At 67.2% G+C, this 22,902-nt stretch carries 19 protein-coding genes and 1 pseudogene; 9 read left to right on the plus strand and 11 right to left on the minus strand.

All coding sequences use genetic code 11. The features are described 5' to 3' along the window. Window positions 1–63: 63 nt before the first annotated feature. Complete coding sequence (locus ABDW49_RS16380) at window positions 64–708, plus strand: response regulator transcription factor (protein ID WP_343613127.1); 645 nt, start codon at window positions 64–66, stop codon at window positions 706–708. Here the strand turns inward: ABDW49_RS16380 and ABDW49_RS16385 are convergent. From ABDW49_RS16385 to queF, 8 genes and pseudogenes are all read right to left on the minus strand, one after another. Further along, entirely contained in the window at window positions 691–2,019 is a 1,329-nt protein-coding gene (locus ABDW49_RS16385; protein ID WP_343613129.1) for an ATP-binding protein, read from the minus strand. The two genes, ABDW49_RS16380 and ABDW49_RS16385, sit on opposite strands and share 18 nt — an antisense overlap. Before the next feature lie 40 nt (window positions 2,020–2,059). After that, window positions 2,060–2,374: pseudogene (locus ABDW49_RS16390) on the minus strand (PAS-domain containing protein); the annotation flags it as partial. Beyond that, window positions 2,256–4,139: a hypothetical protein gene (locus ABDW49_RS16395; protein WP_343613130.1), complete on the minus strand. Its 1,884-nt coding sequence runs from the start codon at window positions 4,137–4,139 to the stop codon at window positions 2,256–2,258. The pseudogene ABDW49_RS16390 and the gene ABDW49_RS16395, both read right to left, overlap by 119 nt. A 100-nt stretch (window positions 4,140–4,239) precedes the next feature. Continuing rightward, window positions 4,240–5,358: a glycosyltransferase family 1 protein gene (locus tag ABDW49_RS16400; RefSeq protein ID WP_343614332.1), complete on the minus strand. Its 1,119-nt coding sequence runs from the start codon at window positions 5,356–5,358 to the stop codon at window positions 4,240–4,242. A gap of 37 nt (window positions 5,359–5,395) precedes the next feature. Next, the gene (locus ABDW49_RS16405; protein WP_343614334.1) at window positions 5,396–6,256 is read right to left on the minus strand and encodes a UDP-2,3-diacylglucosamine diphosphatase; all 861 of its coding nucleotides are present in this window, start codon (window positions 6,254–6,256) and stop codon (window positions 5,396–5,398) included. A 178-nt stretch (window positions 6,257–6,434) separates the two neighbouring features. Continuing rightward, on the minus strand, window positions 6,435–8,015 hold the full coding sequence (locus tag ABDW49_RS16410; RefSeq protein ID WP_343613131.1) for a Ppx/GppA family phosphatase: 1,581 nt from the start codon (window positions 8,013–8,015) through the stop codon (window positions 6,435–6,437). An 8-nt stretch (window positions 8,016–8,023) separates the two neighbouring features. Further along, complete coding sequence (locus tag ABDW49_RS16415) at window positions 8,024–10,252, minus strand: RNA degradosome polyphosphate kinase (protein WP_343613133.1); 2,229 nt, start codon at window positions 10,250–10,252, stop codon at window positions 8,024–8,026. Between the two features lie 203 nt (window positions 10,253–10,455). Then, window positions 10,456–10,962 carry a preQ(1) synthase gene (gene queF, locus ABDW49_RS16420; protein ID WP_343613134.1) on the minus strand — a complete coding sequence of 169 codons (507 nt, stop codon included), beginning with the start codon at window positions 10,960–10,962 and terminating at the stop codon, window positions 10,456–10,458. Window positions 10,963–11,142: 180 nt separating this feature from the next. On the opposite strand from queF, the gene ABDW49_RS16425 reads away from it, so the two are divergent. From ABDW49_RS16425 to ABDW49_RS16460, 8 genes are all read left to right on the plus strand, one after another. Then, window positions 11,143–12,759 (plus strand): hypothetical protein, encoded by a 1,617-nt coding sequence (locus tag ABDW49_RS16425; RefSeq protein ID WP_343613135.1) that lies wholly within the window; start codon window positions 11,143–11,145, stop codon window positions 12,757–12,759. Between the two features lie 133 nt (window positions 12,760–12,892). Continuing rightward, on the plus strand, window positions 12,893–13,750 hold the full coding sequence (gene sseA, locus ABDW49_RS16430; protein ID WP_343613136.1) for a 3-mercaptopyruvate sulfurtransferase: 858 nt from the start codon (window positions 12,893–12,895) through the stop codon (window positions 13,748–13,750). A 10-nt stretch (window positions 13,751–13,760) separates the two neighbouring features. Continuing rightward, window positions 13,761–14,984: a cystathionine beta-lyase gene (gene metC, locus ABDW49_RS16435; RefSeq protein WP_343613138.1), complete on the plus strand. Its 1,224-nt coding sequence runs from the start codon at window positions 13,761–13,763 to the stop codon at window positions 14,982–14,984. 91 nt (window positions 14,985–15,075) lie between these two features. Beyond that, window positions 15,076–15,867 (plus strand): uroporphyrinogen-III C-methyltransferase, encoded by a 792-nt coding sequence (cobA, locus tag ABDW49_RS16440; RefSeq protein ID WP_343613139.1) that lies wholly within the window; start codon window positions 15,076–15,078, stop codon window positions 15,865–15,867. Then, window positions 15,864–16,154, plus strand: a complete 291-nt coding sequence (locus ABDW49_RS16445; protein WP_343613141.1) for a DUF2849 domain-containing protein — start codon at window positions 15,864–15,866, stop codon at window positions 16,152–16,154. Before cobA ends, ABDW49_RS16445 begins: the two co-directional genes overlap by 4 nt. Further along, the gene (locus ABDW49_RS16450; protein WP_343613142.1) at window positions 16,154–17,788 is read left to right on the plus strand and encodes a nitrite/sulfite reductase; all 1,635 of its coding nucleotides are present in this window, start codon (window positions 16,154–16,156) and stop codon (window positions 17,786–17,788) included. Before ABDW49_RS16445 ends, ABDW49_RS16450 begins: the two co-directional genes overlap by 1 nt. Then, the gene (locus ABDW49_RS16455) at window positions 17,781–18,212 is read left to right on the plus strand and encodes a DUF934 domain-containing protein (protein ID WP_343613143.1); all 432 of its coding nucleotides are present in this window, start codon (window positions 17,781–17,783) and stop codon (window positions 18,210–18,212) included. Before ABDW49_RS16450 ends, ABDW49_RS16455 begins: the two co-directional genes overlap by 8 nt. Window positions 18,213–18,216: 4 nt before the next feature. Next, window positions 18,217–19,002: a phosphoadenylyl-sulfate reductase gene (locus ABDW49_RS16460; RefSeq protein ID WP_343613145.1), complete on the plus strand. Its 786-nt coding sequence runs from the start codon at window positions 18,217–18,219 to the stop codon at window positions 19,000–19,002. 253 nt (window positions 19,003–19,255) lie between these two features. Here ABDW49_RS16460 and ABDW49_RS16465 read toward each other — a convergent pair whose 3' ends face one another. The 3 genes from ABDW49_RS16465 to lysA all read right to left on the minus strand — a co-directional run bounded on the left by ABDW49_RS16465 (window position 19,256) and on the right by lysA (window position 22,891). Next, the gene (locus ABDW49_RS16465) at window positions 19,256–20,173 is read right to left on the minus strand and encodes an NAD(P)-dependent oxidoreductase (protein ID WP_343613146.1); all 918 of its coding nucleotides are present in this window, start codon (window positions 20,171–20,173) and stop codon (window positions 19,256–19,258) included. After that, a complete protein-coding gene (proB, locus tag ABDW49_RS16470; protein ID WP_343613148.1) occupies window positions 20,170–21,321 on the minus strand; it encodes a glutamate 5-kinase in 1,152 nt (383 codons plus the stop codon). Before proB ends, ABDW49_RS16465 begins: the two co-directional genes overlap by 4 nt. Before the next feature lie 310 nt (window positions 21,322–21,631). Then, complete coding sequence (gene lysA, locus ABDW49_RS16475) at window positions 21,632–22,891, minus strand: diaminopimelate decarboxylase (RefSeq protein ID WP_343613149.1); 1,260 nt, start codon at window positions 22,889–22,891, stop codon at window positions 21,632–21,634. Between the last annotated feature and the right edge of the window lie 11 nt (window positions 22,892–22,902).

Here is a 22,902-nt window from a genome sequence, read left to right on the forward strand (position 1 = left end):
GCCGAGGGAAAGTCCATCTTGGCACTCTGGCGAAACCGCCTGCCCGAAAGCCGGAGCATCCCCGTGAGTATGACGATCCTGATTGCCGACGACCATCCGCTGTTCCGCCAGGCGCTGACGCTTGCGGCCAGCCGCGTGGTGCCCGGCGCGCGCATCGTCGAGGCCGGGACGCTGGCCGCCGCCGCCCGCGCCGCGCAGGAAGCGCAGGATCTCAAACTCATCATGCTGGATCTGAAGATGCCCGGCGCGGTGGGCTATTCGGGGATAGCTCTGCTCCACGCGGAAAGGCCCGAGGTGCCGATTCTGGTGATCTCCAGCGCGGAAGGTCAGGCCGCCGCCGATGAGGCGCGCGCCTTCGGGGCCATGGCGTTCCTTTCCAAACATGCCGATCTCGACCAGATCGAAAGCACCATCACCCGCATTCTGGGCGGCCAGCTTCCCCCCAGCGCTACCCGTTCGAGCGACGCCGCCCCGGCAGGCGATATCGAGAACATCCGGCGCGAGGTGGCGGGCCTCACCCCCACCCAGCTCAAGGTGCTGCTGGCGGTGCTCGATGGCCAGCTCAACAAGCAGATCGCCTTCCAGCTCGGCATCACCGAAAGCACGGTGAAGGCGCATATGACCGCGATCATGCGCAAGCTGGATGTGCGCAACCGCACCCAGGCGGCGCTGGTGGCACGCTCGCTGGGGCTAGACCTCGCCCATTGAGGAAGAGGCCGATGCCCCTGCCGCAGGGGCCAGTGCCGGCAAGCTCCACGCCGCCCCCACCTGCGAGAGAAAGCGCTCGATCATCTCGGGCGCGATGGGCTTGGCATGCATCTCCACCCCCATGCTGGCGGCCAGATCGCTGATCCACGCGCCGCTTTCGGCGGTGATCAGCATGGCGGGCAGATCGGGCTGAATGGCACGCAGACGCTTGACCACGCTCAGCCCATCCTCGCCATGGTCGAGCCGGTAGTCGACCAGCACCGCATCGACCTGAGCGGCATGGGGCAGCGCCTCGGCGCCATTGGCCGCGCCGATCGGGCGATGCCCCATGCTGAGCAGCAGGGCCACACTGGCCTCCACCGTGCGCGCATCATCGTCCACCACCAGCACCCGCAAACGCCGCTGACGCAGATCGGGAGCGACGATGTCATCCTCAACCGGCACCGGCGGCGGCGCCACGGCGGTCCCATCGCCGGCCGCCAGCCACAGGCTGAACCGGCTGCCGCGCCCCGGCCGTGACGACACCTCGATCCGCGCATCGAGCAGGCGCGCAATGCGTTCCGAGAGCGAAAGCCCCAGCCCCAGCCCCTCGGCCTCCACATCGCCGAGCCGCGTGAACTCGCCGAAGATCGAATCCACCTTGTCGGCCGGGATGCCGACGCCGGTGTCCACCACATCGATGCGCAGCCAGCCCGTGCCGTCCTCGGCCCGCCGCCGCCGCACGCCGACCACCACCCCGCCCCGCTCGGTATAACGCAGCGCATTGGCGAGGAAATTCTGGAGCAGCGAGCGCAGCAGCCCGCCATCGCTCACCACATCGAGCCCTTCGCGGGCCAGCGGGGCAAGGCGCAGGGTCAGCCGCTTGCCCTCGGCCATGGGACGGAAACCATCGACCAGACCCGCCAGAAAAGGCTGTAACGCCAGAGGTTCCGGGCTGGGCGTCACCCCGCCCGCATCCAGCTTGCTGATGTCGAGCAGGGCGCGCAGCAGATCCTCTGCCGCCGTGATCGCGGAATCGACCCGCCCCACCAGCAGTTTGGCATGATCGTCCACATCGCGGGCCAAGGCAGCGGTGAACAGCCGCGCGGCATGCAAAGGCTGCAACAGGTCGTGGCTCGCGGCGGCCAGAAAGCGCGTCTTGTCCGCCGTGGCGCGCGCCAGTTGGCGGTTGGCCTGCGACAGCTCGGCGGTGCGCGCGCTCACCCGGCTTTCGAGCTGCGCCAGCGCCTGACGCAATTCGGCGCGGGCATTGGCCTCGCCGGTGATGTCGGTGAAGCTGGTGACATAGCCGCCCCCCCGGCATCGGCCCACCCGCGATCTTGAGCACGCGGCCGTCGCGGCGATAGCGCTCGCCCTCATAGAAACCGCTGTTCTTCATCTGGGTGATGCGGCGCTTGACCTGCTCTTCCGGATCGCCCGGCCCCAGCTCGCCGCGATTGACGTTGTAGCGGATCAGCTTTTCCACCGGTGTGCCGACCTGCAGCATGCCCGGCGGATAGTTGAAGAAGCTCTCGTACCGCGAATTCCACGCGATGAGATTGAGATCCTCATCGACCACACGGATGCCCGCATCGATGTTCTCGAAGGTGGCGGTCAGCAAAGGCCGCGTGAAGCCCAGAGCATGGCCGCGCTCGTCGAGCAGATGGGTCACCTCGCCCAGAGTCATCCGCCCCCCCCGCCAGCGCCGAGGCCACCAGCGAGCGCGCCGCCGAGGTGCCCACCACCGCCCCGATCAACTGCCGCGCCCGCTGCGCGGAACGGCGATCGATGGGATCGTCATGGAAAGCCTCGGGGAATTCGCGCAGGGCCTTTTCCTGACCGACAAAACTGGCGACCAGATCCTTGAGCTGGCCCAGATCGGCAATGCTGTCATGCCAGCGCATCAGCGCGGGCAAAGGCGCGCTGCGCACCTTGCGCGCCGCGATCACCGCATAGGTCAGCAGGTTGAGCCCCAGGCTCCAGGCCACGCCATGCACCAGCGGACTGGCATGGCCCAGCCCCAGCAGACGCAGCGGATCGAAAGGCCCGGCGGCCAGCGCCTGTCGCCAGTCCTCGGGCAGGATCGGCGGCAGGGCCAGCGTATAGAGCCACAGCACCAGCCCGACGCTCAGGCTGGCGCGCGCTGCCAGCGGATCGCGCCGCCGCCCGGTGGCGGCCATGGCCAGATGCGGGGTGAACTGCGCCATGGCGGCAAAGGCCACCAGACCGATCGAGGCCAGCGAATCCTGAGGCCTCACCAACAGCGCCCAGGCCAGCGCCAGCATCACCACGCCAAAGATCGACAAACGCCGCACCAGCAGCATCCGCCGCCCGAGCGCCCCGGCGGCCAGTGGTGTGCCCTGAGCGCCACCCGCCGCGCGCGCCACGCTGGGAAAAACCAGATCGTTCGAAACCATCGTGGCCAGCGCCGTGGCATCGGTGATGACCATCGCCGCCGCCGCGCCGATGCCGCCCAGCAGCTCCGCCGCCATGATGCCGGTGTGCCCGGCCTGTTGCGGCAGGGTCAGCGCGAAATAGTCGGGCATGGCGCCCGCGGGCAGCACGCTGAGCCCCGCCAGCGCAATGGGAAAGACCGAGGCCGCCATCAGCGTGAGATAGGCCGCAAAGCCGAAGCGGGCGCGCGGCAGATCCTCCACCTCACGCGCCTCTGCCAGACCCATGTAGAACTGGCGCGGCAGGCTGAAGATCGTCAGCCCCGCCAGCAAGGCAATCACCCCGGTGTCCACCGAAAGATCGTGCAGGGCGAAATGACGGTGCAATTGCGCCCAGCCAGCGCTCACCTGAAGCGAGGTGGCATTGAGGAGCAGCGTCACCGCCAGCCCGGCCATCAGCAGCATGGCGATTAGCTTGGCCAGCGATTCCAGCCCCATGGCATAGATCAGCCCCTCGGACCGCCCGGTCAGTTCAAAGCGCCGCGCGCCGAACAGCATGGCGAAGACCGCAAGCAGAATCGCCCCCGCCATCATGGTCGGCACCATCACCGCCTCGCCGGTCACGATGGTGAAGGCCGTGCCGATCGAAATGAATTGCAGCGCCATATAGGGCACCGTGCCCGCCAGAGCGATCAGCGTGACCAGCCGCGCCACCACCGGATCATGGCCGAAGCGCGCGGCGATAAAGTCGGAGAGGGTAACCGCCTGCTCCTCGGCCACGGCGCGGGCGATGCGGCGCAGAAAGCGGGGCGCGGCCAGCAGCAGCAGGATCGGCGCGAGATAGACCGGCAGATAATCCCAGCCGGTACGCACCGCGCTGCCCACCGCGCCATAGATCGTCCAGCTTGAACAATAGACGCCGAGCGCCAGCGTGTAGGCGCCATGCCGCCCGCGCATATGGCCGCCCGTGCGCCGCGCATGACGCTGCGTGAGCGCCGCGACCAGAAACAACAGGGCGATCCAGGCCATCGCCAAAAGCGCCGCAGAACCGACACGCATGCGCTTCACTCCACTCGCCGCCCCGCCTCGGCGGGATCGGCTTAGCGGATCGCCGCCCCTTTCGGCAAGGGGGGCGTATCAGCGCGGTTCCGGCAAAACCTCAGATCGTTTCGGGGATGGCTCCGGCATGATCGGAAGCAGCCTGCGTGCGAGGCCTGGTCCGGTTCTGCTCACGATGATCGCTTGCGGCCTGTTCGATGGCGGCGAGGAACTGGTCGGTGGCGCGCGGCCAGGTGAAACGGCTGCCAAACACCCCTGCCGCCTGCCGGTCGAGCCGCAGCGCGCGACCCACGGCCACGCCCAGATCCTCGTCCAGCGCGGCGACAGTGGCGGGGAAATCATGCTCCACCCCGCGCCCCTGCTCGCCCAGAATGTCGAGCGGGCCAGACACCGGATAGGAGGCCACTGGCAGACCGCAGGCCAACGCCTCGATGATGACCAGCCCGAAGGTGTCGGTGCGGCTGGGGAAGACGAAGACATCAGCGGCGCGATAAGCCTGTGCCAGCCGTTCCCCCGCCAGAGCGCCGAGGAACACCACATCGGGATAGAGCCGCTGCATCTCGCCCAGCGCGGGACCGTCGCCCGCCACGACCTTGGTGCCGGGCGTGTCGAGGTTGAGGAAGGCCTCAAGGTTCTTCTCGGGCGCCACCCGGCCAACATTGAGCAGGATCGGCCGCGGCAGATCGGCCAGTTCGGGCAGCGTGTCGCCCACGGGTGAGAACAGCTCGGGATCGATGCCGCGGCTCCACGGGCGGGTGGGGCCGATGCCGCGCCCGGCCAGCTCGCGCGCCAGGCTGGGGGTGGCGACCATCACGCCTTTGCTGGGGGCGTGGAAGCGCTGCATGATCGGCCAGAAACGCTCGGCGCTGATGCCGGTGCGCACCGAGAGATATTCGGGGAAGCGGGTGTGGAAGGCGGTGGTGAAGGGCACATTGCGCGCCTGACACCAGCCGCGCGCGCTCCAGCCGATGGGGCCTTCGGTGGCGATATGCACCAGATCGGGTGCGAAACCGTCGAGCATGCGCCGCGCCGAGAAGCGCGGCGAAATCGCGACGCGGATCTGGCTGTAGCCGGGCAGCGCCACGGTCAGGAAGCGTTCGGGGGTGATCAGCTCCACCTCATGTCCGCGCCGGTGCAGTTCGGCGACGGTGGCGGCCAGCGTGCGGACCACGCCATTGACCTGCGGGAACCAGGCATCGGTGGCGATGGCGATCTTGATCGGGCGCATAGGTCAAAACTCCTGATGCGAGGGATGCTCAGGCCGGTTGGGCTTCTGCCGTTTCGGCGCTCAGACCGGCCAGTTCGCGGGCGCGCACTTCCGCGCCGTAATCGACGATGCTCATCGCGCCGGTGAAGTCCTCGACCAGCGCAGTGCAGCTTTCGACCCAGTCACCATCGTTGTAATAGGTGACGCCGTGGATATCGCGGATCTCGGCCGAATGGATATGGCCGCAGACGATGCCGTCCAGCCCGCGCGCCACCGCCTCATGCGCCACCGCTTCCTCGAAGGAGCAGATGTAGGAGACGGCGTTCTTGACGCGCTTTTTCAGGTAAGCCGAGAGCGACCAATAGGGCAGTTTCAACCGGCGACGGATGGCGTTGAAGGCGACATTGACCTTCATCATCAGCTCGTAAGCCTGGTCGCCCAGGAAGGCGAGCCACTTGTGGTAGAGCACCACCGCATCGAAGCTGTCGCCATGCGTCACCAGCAGGCGGCGACGGTCGGCGGTGACATGGATCGCCTCGTTCAGCAGTTCGACACCGCCGAAGGTCATGCCGCAATAGGGGCGCAGCATCTCGTCATGATTGCCGCAGATGAAGACGACGCGCGTGCCGCGATGCGCCATCTTGAGGATGCGGCGCAGCACTTCATTGTGGGCATCGGGCCAGTACCAGCCCTTTCTCAGCCGCCAGCCATCGATGATGTCGCCCACCAGATAGAGCGTCTCACACTCCACCGAGCGCAGGAACTCGACCAGCAGCCCGGCGTTGCAGCCGCGCGTGCCCAGATGGACGTCGCTGATCCAGACGGTGCGATATTTGGTCTTGGGGCGGAACCCCTTGGGCTCGGGCAGGTCCAGCCATTCGGGCAGACGGCGACCGGCGTTTCCGCCCATTCCGGATGCGGCAACGAAATCCCGAGCCGGGCCGGCAGCAGGATGTTCGCCAAAATCGTCGCGCAACATGGGACGTCCTCATGCTTGTCCGTGTCCTCCCAGCCTTAAGACAGGGAGGTTGCACGGGCATGACCGCGTTGCGTCAGTTCGGTGACAGCACGCGCTTGCCGCCGCTGTTTCAGGGCAGTTCGACGCCTTCGGGCAGGATATCGAGACGCGGGACCAGACCGAGGCATTCGGCCAGCACGCGCAGATCCTTGTCCACCATTTCCGAACAGAGCGGCGCCAGATCGGGCCGCACCGCCAACACCAGCGCATTGCCGTCGATCCGCAGCGAGGTGCCCGCCAGCGCCGCCACCGCGCCGCCGCCGATGCGCCGGGCCAGACGTGTCGCCAGGCCCCAGGCCACCGCATCGCGCAGCGCGGAAATCGGCGCCAGACGCGGCAGTTGCGGCGGCACGGCGGTGCGTCCGCTGTTGGCCAGCACCGCCAGCGCGATCATCGCGCGGCCCCGTGCCGTCAGCCCGACCCAGCGCTTGCGCAGCGCCCAGTTGACGGCCTGCTCGGTGCGCAGATTGGGCTCGGTGTCGAGCGAGGCCAGCGCCAGCATGGTGGCCCCCAGCCGCAGGCGCTCGATGCGCGGCGCGTCCTCCTGCACGGTGTCTGGCACGGCGCGCGCCGTCCAGCGCACCATTTCCTGCGCCAGAGCAGGCAGTTCCGGGCCATAGGTGGCGACAAAAGCGGCAACACCCGCCAGCATGGGGTCGGCAGCGCGGGTCGCCGCATCGAAGCCATTGGCCAGCAGGCCCTCGCGCAGGCCCCAGCTCGAGAAGATCAGGCGTTGGGGCTTCAGCTCACGCACCAGCACCGCCAGCAGCGCCGCCGCATCGGGCAGGCTGGCCAGACGGGCGGTCGAAACGCCCGGCACGGTGATGCGGGGCAAAGCCTTGGTCGTGGTCCCCTTGCCCGGCACCGGCTTCGCGCCGGTCAACCGCGCGGCCAGCTTGGGGGCGTTGACGGTGCGGGCCAGACGCAGCGCATCCTCGGGCGTCAGCTCGAAGCCATGGGGATCGTCGATGGGCCAGTCCATCTGCTCCATGGCGAAGCGGGCCAGTGCGCGCCACGATCCACCCACCAGATAGAGCGGCTGGTCATGCGCGGTCGACCACTGGGCCGAGCGCAGCATCTTGGCGATCTTGCGGGTGAACTTGACCCCGCCCTCTTCGCGCAGCGCGGGCAGACGCAGCGTGCCCAGGGGCAGGCTTGTGCCATGGGTGCAGCGATCGTCGGCGATGTCGATCAGTTCAAGGCTGCCACCGCCCAGATCGCCCACGATGCCATGCGCGCCGGGAAAGGCCGAAAGCACGCCATGCGCGCTGCCCACCGCCTCTTCCTCGCCCGAGAGCAGCCGGGGCGAAAGGCCCAGATCACGCACCCGGTCGAGGAACTCTCCGCCATTGGGCGCGTCGCGCACGGCGGCGGTGGCGACGCATTGCACATCCTCGACCCGGTGGAGGCGCAGAATGGCCGCGTAGCGGGCCAGGCTGGTCAGCGCCAGCTTCATGCCCTTTTCGGAAAGGCGCCCGGTTTCGGCGACGCCCTTGCCCAGCCTTGCCTGAATCTTCTCGTTGTGAAGCACCGCCGGAGCCCGCGGGGGCCCGCCGAAAATCACCAGACGAACAGTGTTCGAACCGATGTCGATGATGCCGCGCGCAGGGTCCTGCGCCACCGGGCGGGGCGCTGTGATCTCGTGATGCATAAGGTTCCTTAGGCGCCGCCGCGTCGCAAGGCCAGCTTGGGCACCTTGCGCCCCGACCCCAGCGACGCTCCGCGCCCCGAAAGCGAGGGATTGGTCATGAAATAGCGATGCGCGTTGAAGGGCCGGTCGCCCGGCACGGTGCGCTTGTAATGCCCTTCCGAATCCAGCGTCCAGCTCTGCTCATTGTCGAGCAGATTGGCCAGCATCACCTGATCGAGCACCTGATCGTGCACCGTGCGGTTGCGGATCGGGATCAGCACCTCGACGCGGCGGTCGAGGTTGCGGGTCATGCCGTCGGCACTGGAGATGAAGACGCGGGCACGCTGGTTGGGCAGCGGCTGGCCAGCGGCAAAGGCCCAGATGCGACTATGCTCCAGAAAGCGCCCGATGATCGACTTGACCCGGATGTTCTCCGACAGGCCCTTGATCCCCGGACGCAGGCAGCAGATGCCGCGCACCACCAGGCTGACCTCCACCCCGGCGCAACTCGCCTCATACAGCCGGTCGATCAGATCGTGATCGGTCAGCGAGTTGAGCTTGCCCCAGATCTGCGCCGGTTTGCCGGCCTTGGCATTGGCGATCTCGCGCTCGATGCAGCCATAGAGGCGCTGGCGCAGCATCACCGGGGCGACGCCGATCAGCGAGGTGCGGCGCGGCTCGACATAGCCGGTGATGAAGTTGAAGACCTGATTGGCGTCGCGGCCGATGGCGGCCTCGGCGGTGAAATAGGACAGGTCGGTGTAGATCTTGGCGGTGATCGGGTGGTAGTTGCCGGTGCCGAAGTGGCAATAGGTGCGATAGCCGTCGCCCTCGCGCCGCACGACCATGCTGATCTTGGCGTGGGTCTTCCAGTCCACGAAGCCATAGATCACCTGAACGCCGGCGTTTTCAAGCTGGCTGGCCCAGTGCAGGTTCTGCTCCTCGTCGAAGCGGGCCTTGAGTTCCACAACGGCGGTGACGCTCTTGCCCGCCTCGGCGGCGGAGCACAGGGCATTGATGATCGCGCTCTGCTTGCCCGCGCGATAGAGCGTCTGCTTGATCGCCACCACATCGGGGTCGATCGCGGCCTGACGCAGGAAATCGATCACCACCTCGAAGCTTTCATAGGGGTGGTGGATGACCAGATCCTTCTCGCGGATCGCCGAGAAGATATCGCCATCATGCTCAAGGATACGCTCGGGATAGCGCGGGGTATAGGGCTCGAACTTCAGTTCGGACCGCTTCTCGTTGCAGATTTCCGAGAGGCCGGTCATGCCGATCGGGCCCGCCGACTTGATGACGATGGCATGGTCGAGCCGCAACTGATCGCGCAGCAGCTGCTCGGCCTTGGGGTCGAAATCGCCCTGCAACTGCAGCATGATCACGCTGCCGCGACGGCGCCGCTTGATGGCGGTGCGAAAATAGCGGACGAGATCCTCGGCGTCTTCCTCGATCTCGATGTCGCTGTCGCGCAGCACGCGGAACACGCCGTGCCCCTGCGCCTCGAAACCGGGGAACAGCAGGTCGATGTGGCGCCAGATCACATCCTCGATGCTGATGTAGCTGGCCTCGATCCCCGAAACCCGCACGAAACGCGGCAGGGCGGCGGGGATCAGCACCATCTCCATCACCTGCGCCAGATCGGCGGCGCGGGTCAGGCTGACCATCAGCCCCATGCCGCCATTGCTGACGAAGGGAAAGGGATGCGCCGGATCGATAGCCTGAGGGGTGATGACCGGCAGCACACGCTCCAGGAAATAGTCCTTGAGCCAGCGCACCTGCACGGCATCCAGCTTGGGCGCCAGCGTGGCCACGCCCGCATCGTCGCTCACCGCCTGATCGAGGATATGGATATGCTGGGCGGCCAGTTCGGCGCGCAATTCGGTCCAGATCGCCTGCTGGCCCGATTCCAGCCGCACCACCTCGTCGCGGATGGCATCGAGCTGCTGGGCAGGCGTATGGCCGTCGATCGAGATTTCCTCGATCTTGCGGCGCACCTGCGCGGCCAGACCCGCCACGCGCACCATCAGGAATTCATCGAGATTGTTGCCCGAGATTGACAGGAAGCGCAGCCGCTCCAGCAGCGGATAGTTGCGGTTGCGCGCCTCTTCCAGCACGCGGGCATTGAAGGCCAGCCAGCTCAGCTCGCGGTTGAAGAAGCGATGGCGCACCTTGGCGACCTCTTCGGCCTCCTCGCTCTGATGCTGGGCCTGGGGCTGCGCGAGATGGGCGATGGGCGAGAGCGTTTGGGTGTTCATGTCAGATCCCTGGCTTGGCATCCTGCCGGTGCAGTCTGAATCTTCTGGCCAGAAGCGTCTGGCCAACGGTCAGCATGGGGCGTGCAGCCATGTGACAGTTGCATTGCATTTGCGTGACAGGCCGACCGTAAAACTGCTCCCGCATGGTCAGCCTGCCAAGACGCGACAAAGTGCCATCACACCACCCGGCGCGCCAGCCCTACTCAGCCGCGACCGCGATAGGAGGCCACGCCCTGATCGGGCACCCAGAGCCCGGCGGGCGCCGCATCCGACTGCCAGAAGACATCGATGGGAATGCCGCCGCGCGGATACCAATAGCCGCCGATGCGCAGCCAGCGCGGCTTCATCTCGTCGAACAGGCGCTGGCCGATGCCGACGGTCACATCCTCATGGAAACCGGCATGGTTGCGGAAGGAGCCGAGAAACAGCTTCAGCGACTTCGATTCGACGATCGTCTCGCCGGGCGCATAATCGATGACCAGATGCGCGAAATCGGGCTGGCCGGTCACCGGGCACAGCGAGGTGAACTCGGGCGCGGCAAAGCGCACCAGATACAGCGAGCCGACACGCGGATTGGGCACATAGTCAAGCTGCGCTTCCTCCGGCGAATCCGGCAGGCGGCTGCTCTGGCCGAGGTGAAGGGCGCCCTGCGCGTAATGCGGCGTATCGTGAGGGGCGGCGGGGGTGTTTGCGTCAAGGGGATCGCTCATGCATCTGCTCATGCCGCCAACTGCGCGCAGCCGCAAGCGTGAAAGCCCTCGGGGCGACCGGTCGAGAGAAGGGCAGACAACCGGATAATTACGCAGTATCCACGGGTTGGGGCGAAGAAACTGGCGTCTTATAGTGTTCATAACGGGGCAAGCGGAGGCATGATGTTACGAAGAGGGGCGATGCGGGGGGCGATCATGGGCGCCATGGCCAGTGCCGTGGCGGTTGCTCCTGGCGCATGGGGACAATCGATCGGCGACTGGTCGGGCAGCTATCACGCCCAGCCGACCGCGCAGACCGGCGCCCAGAGCAGCACGAGCCAACCGGCCCCGCGAATCGAGCCCGCGCCGATCTTCACCCCGACGCCGACACCCTCCCCGCAGGTTCACGCCAAGCCCAAGGCCCCGGAAAAGCAGCCGGAAGCGCCCCGGCATGAAGCCCCGCGACACGAGAAGCCCGCGCCGGAGCCCACGGCCAGGCCGACACATGCGGCTCGCCCCGCCCCGGTGGCTCCGGTGGCCAAGGCAACGCCGCCGGTCGTGCGCCCGACGCCCGTGCCTCCGGCCAAACCCGCGCCCAAGCCGGTCGCCTCGCCCAGTCCCGTGCCGGTCGCCTCGCCGTCTCCCGCGCCGTCGCCCTCGGCCACGCCGACAATGGCACCCTCGCCCCAGCCTTCGGCAACGCCCGTCGCCGCGCCGAAGCCCGTCCCCAGCCCGACGCCGCGCCTGCCCGCGCCCAAGCCTGTGGTCGCGCCTGCCCCCGTCGAGGAATCGCTCCCGCAATGGCCCCTGGGGGTCACCGCGCTGCTGGGTGGTCTGGCCGGCTGGCTGCTGTGGCGTCGCAAGAGCAAGGCAGCCGCAGCCGAGGCGCCCGAAACCGAGGACAGCGCCATCGCCCCGGCCCCGCCACCGCCTGCCGAACCTGTGGTCGATGCCGCGCCGGTCATCACGGAACCGGTGGTTGTGGCCGCGCCTCCTGCCCCGCCTGCTCCGGTGTTCGAGCCTGCCCCCTTCCATGCCGCGCCGGTTGAGGAACTGTCGCTCGATTTCGAACCGACACGCTTTGCCACCACCCTGTCCGAGGCGACCCTGCGCTATCGCCTGACGGTGACCAACATCAGCCAGCAGCCGCTCGGCCCGCTGGCGATCAACGGCAGGATGGAAGCCGCCTCCGAGGAGGAAGAGCAGCAGCCCGAACCCGAGGTCGCGCCCAGCCCCGTCGCGCCCGAGCCGCCTGCCCCGCCGCGCTCCGCCGTGGCCTTCCAGCCCAACCCGCAGTTCGCGCTGAAGGACGAGGCGGAGGAAGCCATCGAGCCTGCCTCCGGCACCTCGAGCGATGTGGCAGAGGCGGAACAGGCCGAGCAGCCGCCAACGGAGGATATCCCGGACGAGGATCACGCCACCCCGGACGGCCCCGCCATGCCCCGCCCAGAGATTCCTGACGAGGAAGCGCCCGCCGCTCCGGATGCCGCCCCCGGCAAGGTGGAATTGCACCGGCTGATGATGCTCAGCCCCGGCGAGAGCATCGAGGTGCGCGGCCAGCTTCACCTGCCGCTTGCCGCCATCGCCCCGATGCGCGTGGGCGCCGCCGAGCTTTTCGTGCCGCTCGTCACCCTCAGTGTCGAGGCCGAGCGGATCGTGGAGGAGGGCAATCCTCTCCCCGCCGCCACGTCGCTCTGCCTGATGGTGGGCGATGCAGCCCATCAGCAGGCCGCCTTTGCCCCGTTCCGGCTGGATGGCGGCCCCGTCGTGGCCGGAACCCTGGCCACCCGCGTCCTGCCTCCGCTGGAAGAGGCCTGAAAAGGGCAACACAACAAGGGATTGGGCGGATCCTGCAACAGAACCGACAAAAAGCGCATCAGCGCCATTGCGGTTCGCGGCTCAGGCTCGTAATCCCTTCGCAGTCGCAGCGAACGGAGGCGCGCGCAGGGTCATGGAAAGTCTGGTAAGCACCGAATGGCTGGCGGGGGAGAGCATCACCTCCGATCTGCGCATCATCGATGCGAGCAGCCACCTGCCCGATGCGAAGCGCGACGCCCGCGCCGAGTTCGAGGCGGGGCATATCTGCGGCGCGATCTTCATGGATCTGGCGGGCCTGATCGACGATGACGCGCCGGTCGAGAACACCCTGCCCTCGCCCGAGAAATTCGCCAGCCGCATGGCCCTGCTGGGTCTTGGCGACGGCAGCCGCATCGTGCTCTACGATGATTCGGCGATCCACAGCGCGGCACGGGCATGGTTCGTTCTGAAGCTGTTCGGAGCGCAGAATGTGGCGATCCTCGACGGAGGCCTCGCCAAATGGAAGGCCGAGGGACGCCCCCTCACCGCCGAGCCGATCGATCTGCGCAAACGCCATTTTACCGCATGGCACAATGCGAAATCGCTGCGGTCCAAGGCCCAGATGCTGGCCAACATCCAGTCGCGGGCCGAGCAGGTGGTCGATGCGCGCGGCGCGGCCCGCTATGCCGGCACGGCGCCCGAACCGCGCGCGGGGATGCAGCCTGGCCATATTCCTGGCGCGCTCAACCTGCCCTACACCCAGCTTTATAACGCCGACGGCACCTTCAAGGACAAGGCGGGCATCCGCGCCGCCTTCGAGGATGCTGGCGTTGATCTGTCCCGCCCCATCGTCACTTCCTGTGGCAGCGGCGTCACGGCCTGCGTGCTGATCTTCGCGCTGCATCTGGTCGGCAAGAGTGATGTCGCGCTCTATGACGGCAGTTGGGCCGAATGGGGCGCCGATCCGCAGACGCCCAAGGAAACCGGCGCCTCCCCCGCGATTTCGCACTGAAAGCACACGCATGAGTTTCGATGACGAGCAGCGCCCCGCCACCAAGCTGGTGACCAGCGGGCGCCGCGACGAATGGACCGGCACCGGCGCTCATCCCGCCGCCGTGGTCAGCCCGCCGGTGTGGCGCGCCTCGACGCATCTCTATCCGAACATGAGCGCGCTGCGCGCCGAAACCGGCCAGAATGCCGATGGCCGCTTCTATTACGGCCGTCGCGGCGCCCCCACCCAATGGGCGCTGGCCGAGGCTCTGACCCAGCTCGAACCCGGCGCGGCGGGCACGGTGCTCTATCCCAGCGGCGTCGCGGCGATCGCGGGCGTGTTGCTCACGGTGCTCAAGCCCGGCGACGTGCTGCTGATGACCGACAATGCCTATGAGCCGAGCCGCTCGCTGGCCAAGGGCCTGCTGGCCGAGTTCGGCGTGGAAACCCGCTGGTTCGCGCCCGATGGCGTCGAGGATTTCACCGCCCAGCTTTGCCCCCGCGTGAAAGCCGTGCTGCTGGAATCGCCCGGCAGCCTGACGATGGAGGTGCATGACCTGCCCGCCATCATCGCCTTGTGCCGCGAACATGGCATCACCTCGATCCTCGACAACACCTGGGCCAGTCCGCTGGGTCTCGCCAGCCTGCCGATGGGCGTGGATATCACGCTGATGGCGCTGACCAAGCATGTCGGCGGGCACAGCGACCTGATGATGGGTAGCGCCTCGGCGGGCGCGGAATGGTACGACCGCCTGCGCCGCCGCGCGCAGATGCTGGGCAATGTCGTCTCGCCCGACGATGCGGCGCTGGCGCTGCGCGGCCTGCGCACCATGGGCGTGCGGCTGAAGCAGTCGACTGCCACCGCGCTGGCATTGGCTGCCTGGCTGGAAACCCGCCCCGAAGTGGCCCGCGTGCTCTGCCCGATGCTGCCCGGATCGCCCGGCCATGATCTGTGGAAGCGCGACTTCACCGGCGGCTGCGGGCTGTTCAGCTTCGTCTTCAAGGGCGGCACCAGCGGATCGCGCGACCGCTTTATCGATGCGCTGGACCTCTTCGGCATCGGTTATAGCTGGGGCGGCTTTGAAAGTCTGGCCACGCCCGTCGATCCCGCACGCATCCGCAAGCCCGAGGCATGGCCGCTGCCCGGTCTCGATTCCGGCGACCGTTACGCGGTACGTCTGGCCATCGGACTGGAAGACCCCCAGGATCTGATCGAGGATATGACGCGGGCTTTCGCGGTGTGGGCTGAAGGGTGACCTGCCCACAAAGCCTCGACACAAGATTCCCTACCTCCACACATAGCCAATCTGCCTTTCATCTGGATGCGGAGAGGACCAAGGGGGCGCCATGAACCCCTCTTCCTCCTCGCATGGCGCCTATGGCAAGGTCTGGCTGGTCGGTGCCGGTCCCGGCGATCCCGACCTGCTCACGCTGCGCGCCGCGCGGCTTGTGATGGGCGCGAAGATCATCGTCCATGACGGGCTGGTCGATCCGCGCATTCTGGCGATGGCCCCGGCCAGCGCCAAACTGATCTCGGTCGCCAAGCGCCGCAGCCGCCATTCGATGCCTCAGGAAGAGATCAACGCCCTGCTGGTCAGCGAGGCGCTGGCCGGCCGCGACGTGGTGCGCCTGAAGGGCGGCGATCCCTTCGTCTTCGGGCGCGGCGGCGAGGAAGCCGAAGCCGCCCGCGCCGCCGGTGTCGCTGTCGAGGTTGTGCCCGGCATTTCCGCCGCCATCGGTGCCGCCGCCGCCGCGCAACTGCCGCTGACGCATCGCGATGCGGCCAGCGTGGTCAGCTTTGTGGCGGGCCAGTGCAAGGGGCTCTCCGAGCAGAACTGGGCGGGCCTTGCCGGGCATGGCCGCACGCTGGTGATCTATATGGGGCTGGCCAACGCCGACCCCATCGCCGACAAGCTGATGGCCGACGGCCTGGCGCCCGACACCCCCGTCGCCGTGGTGGAAAACGCCGCGCGCCCCGAAATGCGGGTGCTGCGCGGTCCGCTGGCGGGGCTTGGCAGGCTGGTCGCCGATCACCATGTGGTCAGCCCGGCGCTCATCATCATCGGCGCGATCACCGCGCTGGAAGATCAACACATCGCAAACGCAGTAACGACTGGGGCAGTGGAGGCCGAAGCGTGAAGATTATCACAGGCAATGACCTGAAAAGCGGCGCCGTCACCTGGTGGGACGGCAAGGGCTGGTCCCTGCATGTCAACGAAGCCGTGGCCGTGGAGGCCGATGCCGCCGCCATCATCGCCGAGGAAGAGGCCACCCGCCGCGTCAACGGCGCCTACACCATCGACGCCGAGCAGACCGACGCAGGCATTCGCCCCGCCCATATCAAGGAGCGTATCCGCGCCCTTGGGCCCACGGTGCGCCTCGACCTGTCGCTTGATCCCTCCGCCACGCCTGATCGGGTGCTGTAATGTACGCCTATGACAAATACGACCAGGCCATGGTCGATGCCCGCGTCGCCGAATTCCGCGACCAGACCCGCCGCCGCATCGAAGGCACGCTGAGCGAGGAGAAGTTCCGCCCGCTGCGCCTGCAGAACGGGCTCTATCTCCAGCTTCACGCCTATATGCTGCGCGTCGCCGTGCCCTATGGCACGCTGAGCAGCGCGCAGATGCATGCGCTGGGCGACATCGCGGACACCTATGACCGCGGCTATGGCCATTTCACCACCCGCCAGAACATCCAGTACAACTGGATCAAGCTGGAAGACACGCCCGACATTCTGGCCGATCTGGCCAAGGTCGAGATGCATGCCATCCAGACCAGCGGCAACTGCATCCGCAACATCTCGTCGGACCAGTATGCGGGCGCCACGCCGGACGAGATCATTGATCCGCGTCCCTATGCCGAGCTGCTGCGCCAGTGGTCCTCGTTCCATCCGGAATTCCTGGCCCTGCCGCGCAAGTTCAAGATCTGCGTCATCGCCAGCGACACCGACCGCGCCGCCATGAAGCTGCATGACATCGGCATCCAGATGGTGCGCAACGATGCGGGCGAGATCGGCTGCGCCTTCTACATCGGCGGCGGCATGGGCCGCACGCCCTTCATCGCGCCGCTGGCCAAGGCCTTCGTGCCGCTCGACCAGCTCATCACCTATGCGGAAGCCGCGCTGCGCGTCTACAACCGCTATGGCCGCCGCGACAACAAGTACAAGGCGCGCATCAAGATCCTGGTCCATGAGCTGGGTCTGGAAGAGTACACCCGCCAGGTGGAGGAGGAGTTCGCGCATCTCCTCACGCAGGACATCGAGCCGCCGCTGGCCGAGCTGGAGCGGATCAAGGCCCATTTCGCCGATCCCGCCTTCGAGGCCGGCCTGTCGGACGATCTCGACCTGTCAAACCCCAAGTTCGCCCGCTGGGTGAAGGCCAACACCGCGCCTCACAAGGTGCCCGGCTACATCATCGCCACCATCAGCCTGAAGCCCGTCGGCGGCATCCCCGGCGATGCCACGGCGGGCCAGATCCGCGAGATGGCCGCGCTGGGCAAGGCCTACAGCTTCGATGAACTGCGCGTCACTCACGCCCAGAACATCGTGCTGCCCCATGTCCGCAAGGCCGATCTCTTCACCCTGTGGGAGAAGCTGGTCGCCGCCGATCTGGCCACCGCCAATCTGGACAGCATCACCGATATCATCGCCTGCCCCGGCCTCGACTATTGCTCGCTGGCCAATGCGCGCTCGATCCCCGTGGCGCAGAAGATCAGCGAGCGCTTCACCGCCAACGGCAAGGAAGAGACGCTGGGTGAGCTGAAGCTGAAGATCAGCGGCTGCATCAACGCCTGCGGTCATCACCACGCGGGCCACATCGGCATCCTGGGCGTGGACCGCAAGGGCACCGAAAACTACCAGCTGCTGCTGGGTGGCAGCGAGGCGGCCGACACCTCGCTGGGCCAGATCACCGGCCCCGGTTTCAGCGAAGACGGCATTGTCGATGCCATCGACAAGGTCACCGACTTCTATCTGGCCGAGCGTCAGGATGGCGAGCGCTTCCTCGACACCTATCGCCGCCTCGGCATGGCGCCCTTCAAGGAGGTGATCTATGGCTGATCCCCAGTTCCTGTTCCGCGATGAGGCGGCCTCCGCCCCCGTCGTCGCCCTCTCCGCTTTTGGCGAGGACACCAACAGCACCGCCGTCCGCATCGAGCCCGGCGAGGACGCGCGCTTGCTGCTGGACCATCTCGACCGCCTCTCGCTGGTCGAGGTGAGCTTCCCCGCCTTCACCGACGGGCGCGGCTTCTCCTCGGCCCGCATCCTGCGCGAGGCGGGCTACACCGGTGAACTGCGCGCCGTGGGCGATATCGGCGTGGACATGCTGACGCACCTGCGCCGCGTCGGCTTCGATGCCATCGCGCCCGCCACCGTGCTGGACCCGGTGGAAGCCGAGACCGCCTTCAACACCTGGCCAGAGGTCTATCAGGCTACGGTGGTCGATGGCCGCAAGCCCATCTGGGCGCTGCGTCACGGACTCTGATCCCATGGCCAGCCAGCAGCGCATCATCGACCGGATCGACACCGCCGCCGCCTTCACCGAGGCGGATGCGGTGGCGCTCAACCTGCGCTTTGCCGAGGCGAGCACGGAAGACGTGTTGCGCGCGGTGCTGGTGGACAAGGTGGCGGGCAACACCACCTTGGTCTCCAGCTTCGGCGCGGACAGTGCGGTGCTGCTGCATCTGGCCTCGCGCATCGATCCTGCGGTGCCCGTGCTGTTCCTCGAAACCGGCAAGCATTTCCCCGAAACGCTGGCCTATCGCGACGAACTGGCCGAGCGCCTCGGCCTGACGGGCCTTGTCAACCTGTACCCCGATGAGGAGGTGCTGGCGAAGAAGGACAAGGAAGGCCTGCGCTGGTCTTACGACCCGGACGGCTGCTGCGAGATCCGCAAGGTTATCCCGCTGGCCAAGGCGCTGGCTTCGTTCGACAGCACTGTCACCGGCCGCAAGGGCTTTCAGGCCGCCACCCGCGCCGGTCTGCCCCGCTTCGAGCTGGACAAGTCCGACGCCGCGGGCCGCCTAAAGGTCAATCCCCTGATCGATTGGGACGCCGCCCGCATCGCCGCCTATTTCGCCGAGCATGATCTGCCCGCGCATCCTCTGGTGGCGCAGGGCTATCCCTCGATCGGTTGCGCGCCCTGCACCAGCAAGGTGGCTCCCGGTGAAGATCCCCGTTCCGGGCGTTGGCGCGGGTGGGACAAGACCGAGTGCGGCATCCATGTCGCGGGTAAGAGCGACGATCTGCCTCCGGGGTATGAGCCGGCGTTTTAAGGTTTAAGGAAAGATGCGAGGGCCATCGCCCTCGCGCTCCCTTTACTGTCTGCGTTGCGCCACGGGTTCGGCCTGGCGCCCAGATTGCCGCGCCGCAGGCTTTTATTCAAAGACACTGACTGCCTGCGGCGCTTCCTGTGGCGCAGGTGGAGAGTTTAAGTGCAAGGCTTCAGACACCCCTGCCCTATCGCCGGAAGACGTCATGGGAGCGCGAGGGGGTAACCCCCTCGCATCTTCTACTTCTCTGAAAAACCTACAGCCACTCTTCCCGCCGATACCACTCGGCAGTTGAGGCCAGTCCGCTGCGCGTATCGATAGCTGGCTCCCAGATACTCGAAGGCACGCGGGCCTCGGCCGAGACCACCCAATCGGGATGTGTCATATAACCCACGCGATCCTGAGTCAGCTTGGCCTTCGCACCGCGGAAGGTGCCATCAAGGCTGGCGCCCCAGCGCATCAAACGCTCCGAGAGTTGCAGCACCTTCGCTCGGCGCCCCATGGCGCCGCCGATGGCGCGGGCGAGATCATCATGGGCCCAGCCTTCGGGGATGCCATCGTCGGGCTCGAAAGTCTGGCTGGTGACCTCTTCACCGCCCGGCAGCAGGGCCAGCAGCAGGCGGGCAAGATCCTCGACATGAACGATGGAGGCGCGCCCTCCGGCAGGCACCGGCACCACGCCATATTTCGCCGCGCGGAAAAGTTCGAACATCTCCTTGTCGCGCGGGCCATAAATGGCGGGCGGGCGCACGATGGTCCAGTCTAGGCCGCTGGCCTTGACGATATGCTCGGCGCGGGCCTTGGAGGCGCCATAGGCCGACAGATCGGGCTCACGCGCGGAGAGCGAGGAGACGAAGATAAAGCGCGGCACACCAGCGGCCAGCGCGGCCTCCAGCATGGTGAGCGTGCCGGTGACATTGGCGCGGGTAAACACTTCGGGATCGGGCGTGTTGACCACCCCCGCCACATGCAGCACCGCCTCGGCATCGCGCATCAGGGCGGCAAGGGCGCGGCGGTCATCGAGGTCGCCCTGCACCCAGTCGACACCCGGCATATCGGGCATGGGGCGGCGGGCCAGCGCGCGCACCTGCATGCCGCAGCGCGCGGCTTCATCCAGCACCGCTTGCCCGACAAAACCCGTGCCACCGGTCAGCGCCAGCAGGGGCGCGGTCATACCATCACCAACTGGTCGCGATGAACGATGGCCGGGCGCGGGGCATAGCCGAGAATCGCGGCATGCTCGGCGGACTGGCGGCCCAGCAGGGAGGCGCATTCGCCAGCGTCATATTCGCAGAGGCCATGGGCGATGACCATGCCATCCTGCGCCTTGATCGCCACGGCATCGCCGCGCTGGAACTGGCCCTCCACAGCGGTGATCCCGGCGGCGAGCAGGCTGGCGCCCTCGCCCAGAGCGCGCACGGCGCCCGCATCGACCACCAGCGTGCCTTTCAGGCGCAAACGCCCGCCCAGCCATGCCTTGCGCGCGGCGCTGCGGGCGCGGGAGGCGCGGGGCAGGAACAAGGTGGCGATGCCCTGCTCGATCACGCGGGCGATGGGCTTGTCCTTGGTGCCATTGCCGATGGCGAGGGCAATGCCCGCCAGCTCGGCGATCTCGGCGGCCTGCAGCTTGGAGATCATGCCCCCTGAGCCCATGCCGCTGCCCGACACCGGGCTGGCCATGGCGCGGATCTCGTCCGTCACGCCCGTCACCACCGGCAGAAGTTGCGCGCCCCGTTCGGACGGATGGCGATCGTACAGGCCATCAACGTCCGAGAGCAGCAGCACCGCATCGGCACGCGCCGCCTGAGCCACGCGGGCGGCAAGGCGGTCGTTGTCGCCAAAGCGGATTTCCTGCGTGGCGACCGAATCGTTCTCGTTGATGACCGGCACCGCGCCCGCATCGAGCAGCCGCGTCAGCGTCGCCGTGGCGTTGAGATAGCGGCGGCGGTCTTCAAGATCCTCAAGCGTCAGCAGCAGTTGCGCTGCCGTCAGCCCATGCGCGCCCAGCAGCTCGGCCCACAGGCCCGAGAGCGCGATCTGGCCCACAGCCGCCGCGGCCTGAGCATCGGCAAGGCTGCCGCGTCCGCCCTTGTCCAGTTTGAGTTTGCGCGCGCCCAGCGCAATCGCGCCCGAAGACACCACGATCACATCCTGACCGCGCTTCTTGGCCTGCGCGATCTCGGCGACCAGATCGGTCAGCCAGGCGCGGCGTGGGCCTTCCTTGTCCACCAACAGCGCCGAACCGACCTTGATCACAAGGCGGGGGCAAAGCTTGGCATCGGCCAGATCGGCCAGGCTGGAAAGGCGGGCATTCTTGGGCATGGGGCCGCTTAGGGGAAAGAGAGTGTGGGGGAAAGGGGCTTGTGGGCAGCGAAAAAGGTGAAGGGAGAGAAAGTTAAGGGGAAATGCGAGGGTCATCACCCTCGCGCTCCCTTTACTGTCCGCGTTGCGCCACGGGTTCGGCCTTGCGCTCAGCTTGCCGCGCCGCAGGCCTTCATTCCATGATTAGCACTGCCTGCGGCGCTTTATGTCGCGCAGGTGGATAGGTGGGGCGCACACGGCAGGTCATCCCTGCACTATCGCCGGAAGACGTTATGGGAGCGCGAGGGGGTAACCCCCTCGCTTTTCTATCTTACTTCAACCACTCCGGCACATCTTCCGCCGCCAGAATCGTGGCAGGATCGATACGCTTGGCCACGACGGCCCACTTGTCGCCCTCGACCATCACCTCGGGCACCAGCGCGCGGCTGTTGTAGGTGTTGGCCATGGTGGCGCCGTAAGCTCCAGCGGTGCGGAACACGGCGAGGTCACCGGCCTTCACCGTGTCGATCTGGCGGCCCATGGCGAAGGTGTCCGAGGATTCGCAGATAGGCCCCACGATGTTCGCGGTGAAGGTGCCGCCATCGGGCTTCACGGCCAGGAAATCGTGCCATGCGCCGTACAGCGCCGGGCGGGCGAGGTCGTTCATGGCGGCGTCCACCACCACGAAGGGGGCGGTGATGCCCTCCTTCACGCGGACGACGCGGGTGATCAGAACGCCCGAGTTGCCCGCGATGATGCGGCCCGGCTCGAACATCAGGGTGACGCCCCAGTCGGCGGTGACGCCCGCGATCATGGCGGCGTATTGCTGCGGGCTGGGGAAGCTGTCGCCGGGCTTGTAGGGCACGCCGACGCCGCCGCCCAGATCCATATGGGTGATGGTGTCGCCCTGGGCGCGGATGGCGCGCATCAGTTCACCCATCTTGGTGAAGGCGTCCTCCAGCGGTTCGAGGCGCGAGAGCTGGCTGCCGATATGCACGGCAAGACCGCGCATCTTCAGGCCCGGCAGCGCCGACAGACGGCCATAGATCCCGGCGGCGCGATCATAGGCCACGCCGAACTTGTTCTCGGCCATGCCGGTGGAGATCTTGGCGTGAGTGCCTGCATCCACATCCGGGTTCACGCGTAGCGCAGCGCTGGCGGTCAGGCCCAGAGCGGCGGCGATTTCGGCCAGCTCGACGCCCTCTTCCTCGGATTCGAGGTTGAATTGGCCGATGCCCGCCTTCAGCGCGCGGGTCAGTTCATCGGCGGTCTTGCCCACGCCGGAGAAGACGACATGCTCGGGGGCGATGCCGGCCTTCAGCGCGCGGTCCATCTCGCCGGCGGAGACCACATCGGCGCCATAGCCCTCGCTGGCCAGCAGGCGCAGCACGGCGAGGTTGGGGTTGGCCTTCACCGCGAAAGCGATGTGGACCGAGGGCAGGATCGAGAGCGCCTCGGCAAAGACACGGGCGTGGCGGCGCAGCGTGGCGCTGGAATAGACGTAGCAGGGCGTGCCCACGGCTTCCGCGACATCGGAAAGGGCGACATCCTCGGCATGGAGAATGCCGGTCTGATAAGAGAAATGGTCCATCGGTCAGGATC

The sequence above is a fragment of the Novosphingobium sp. genome (assembly GCF_039595395.1).
Taxonomy (GTDB): domain Bacteria; phylum Pseudomonadota; class Alphaproteobacteria; order Sphingomonadales; family Sphingomonadaceae; genus Novosphingobium.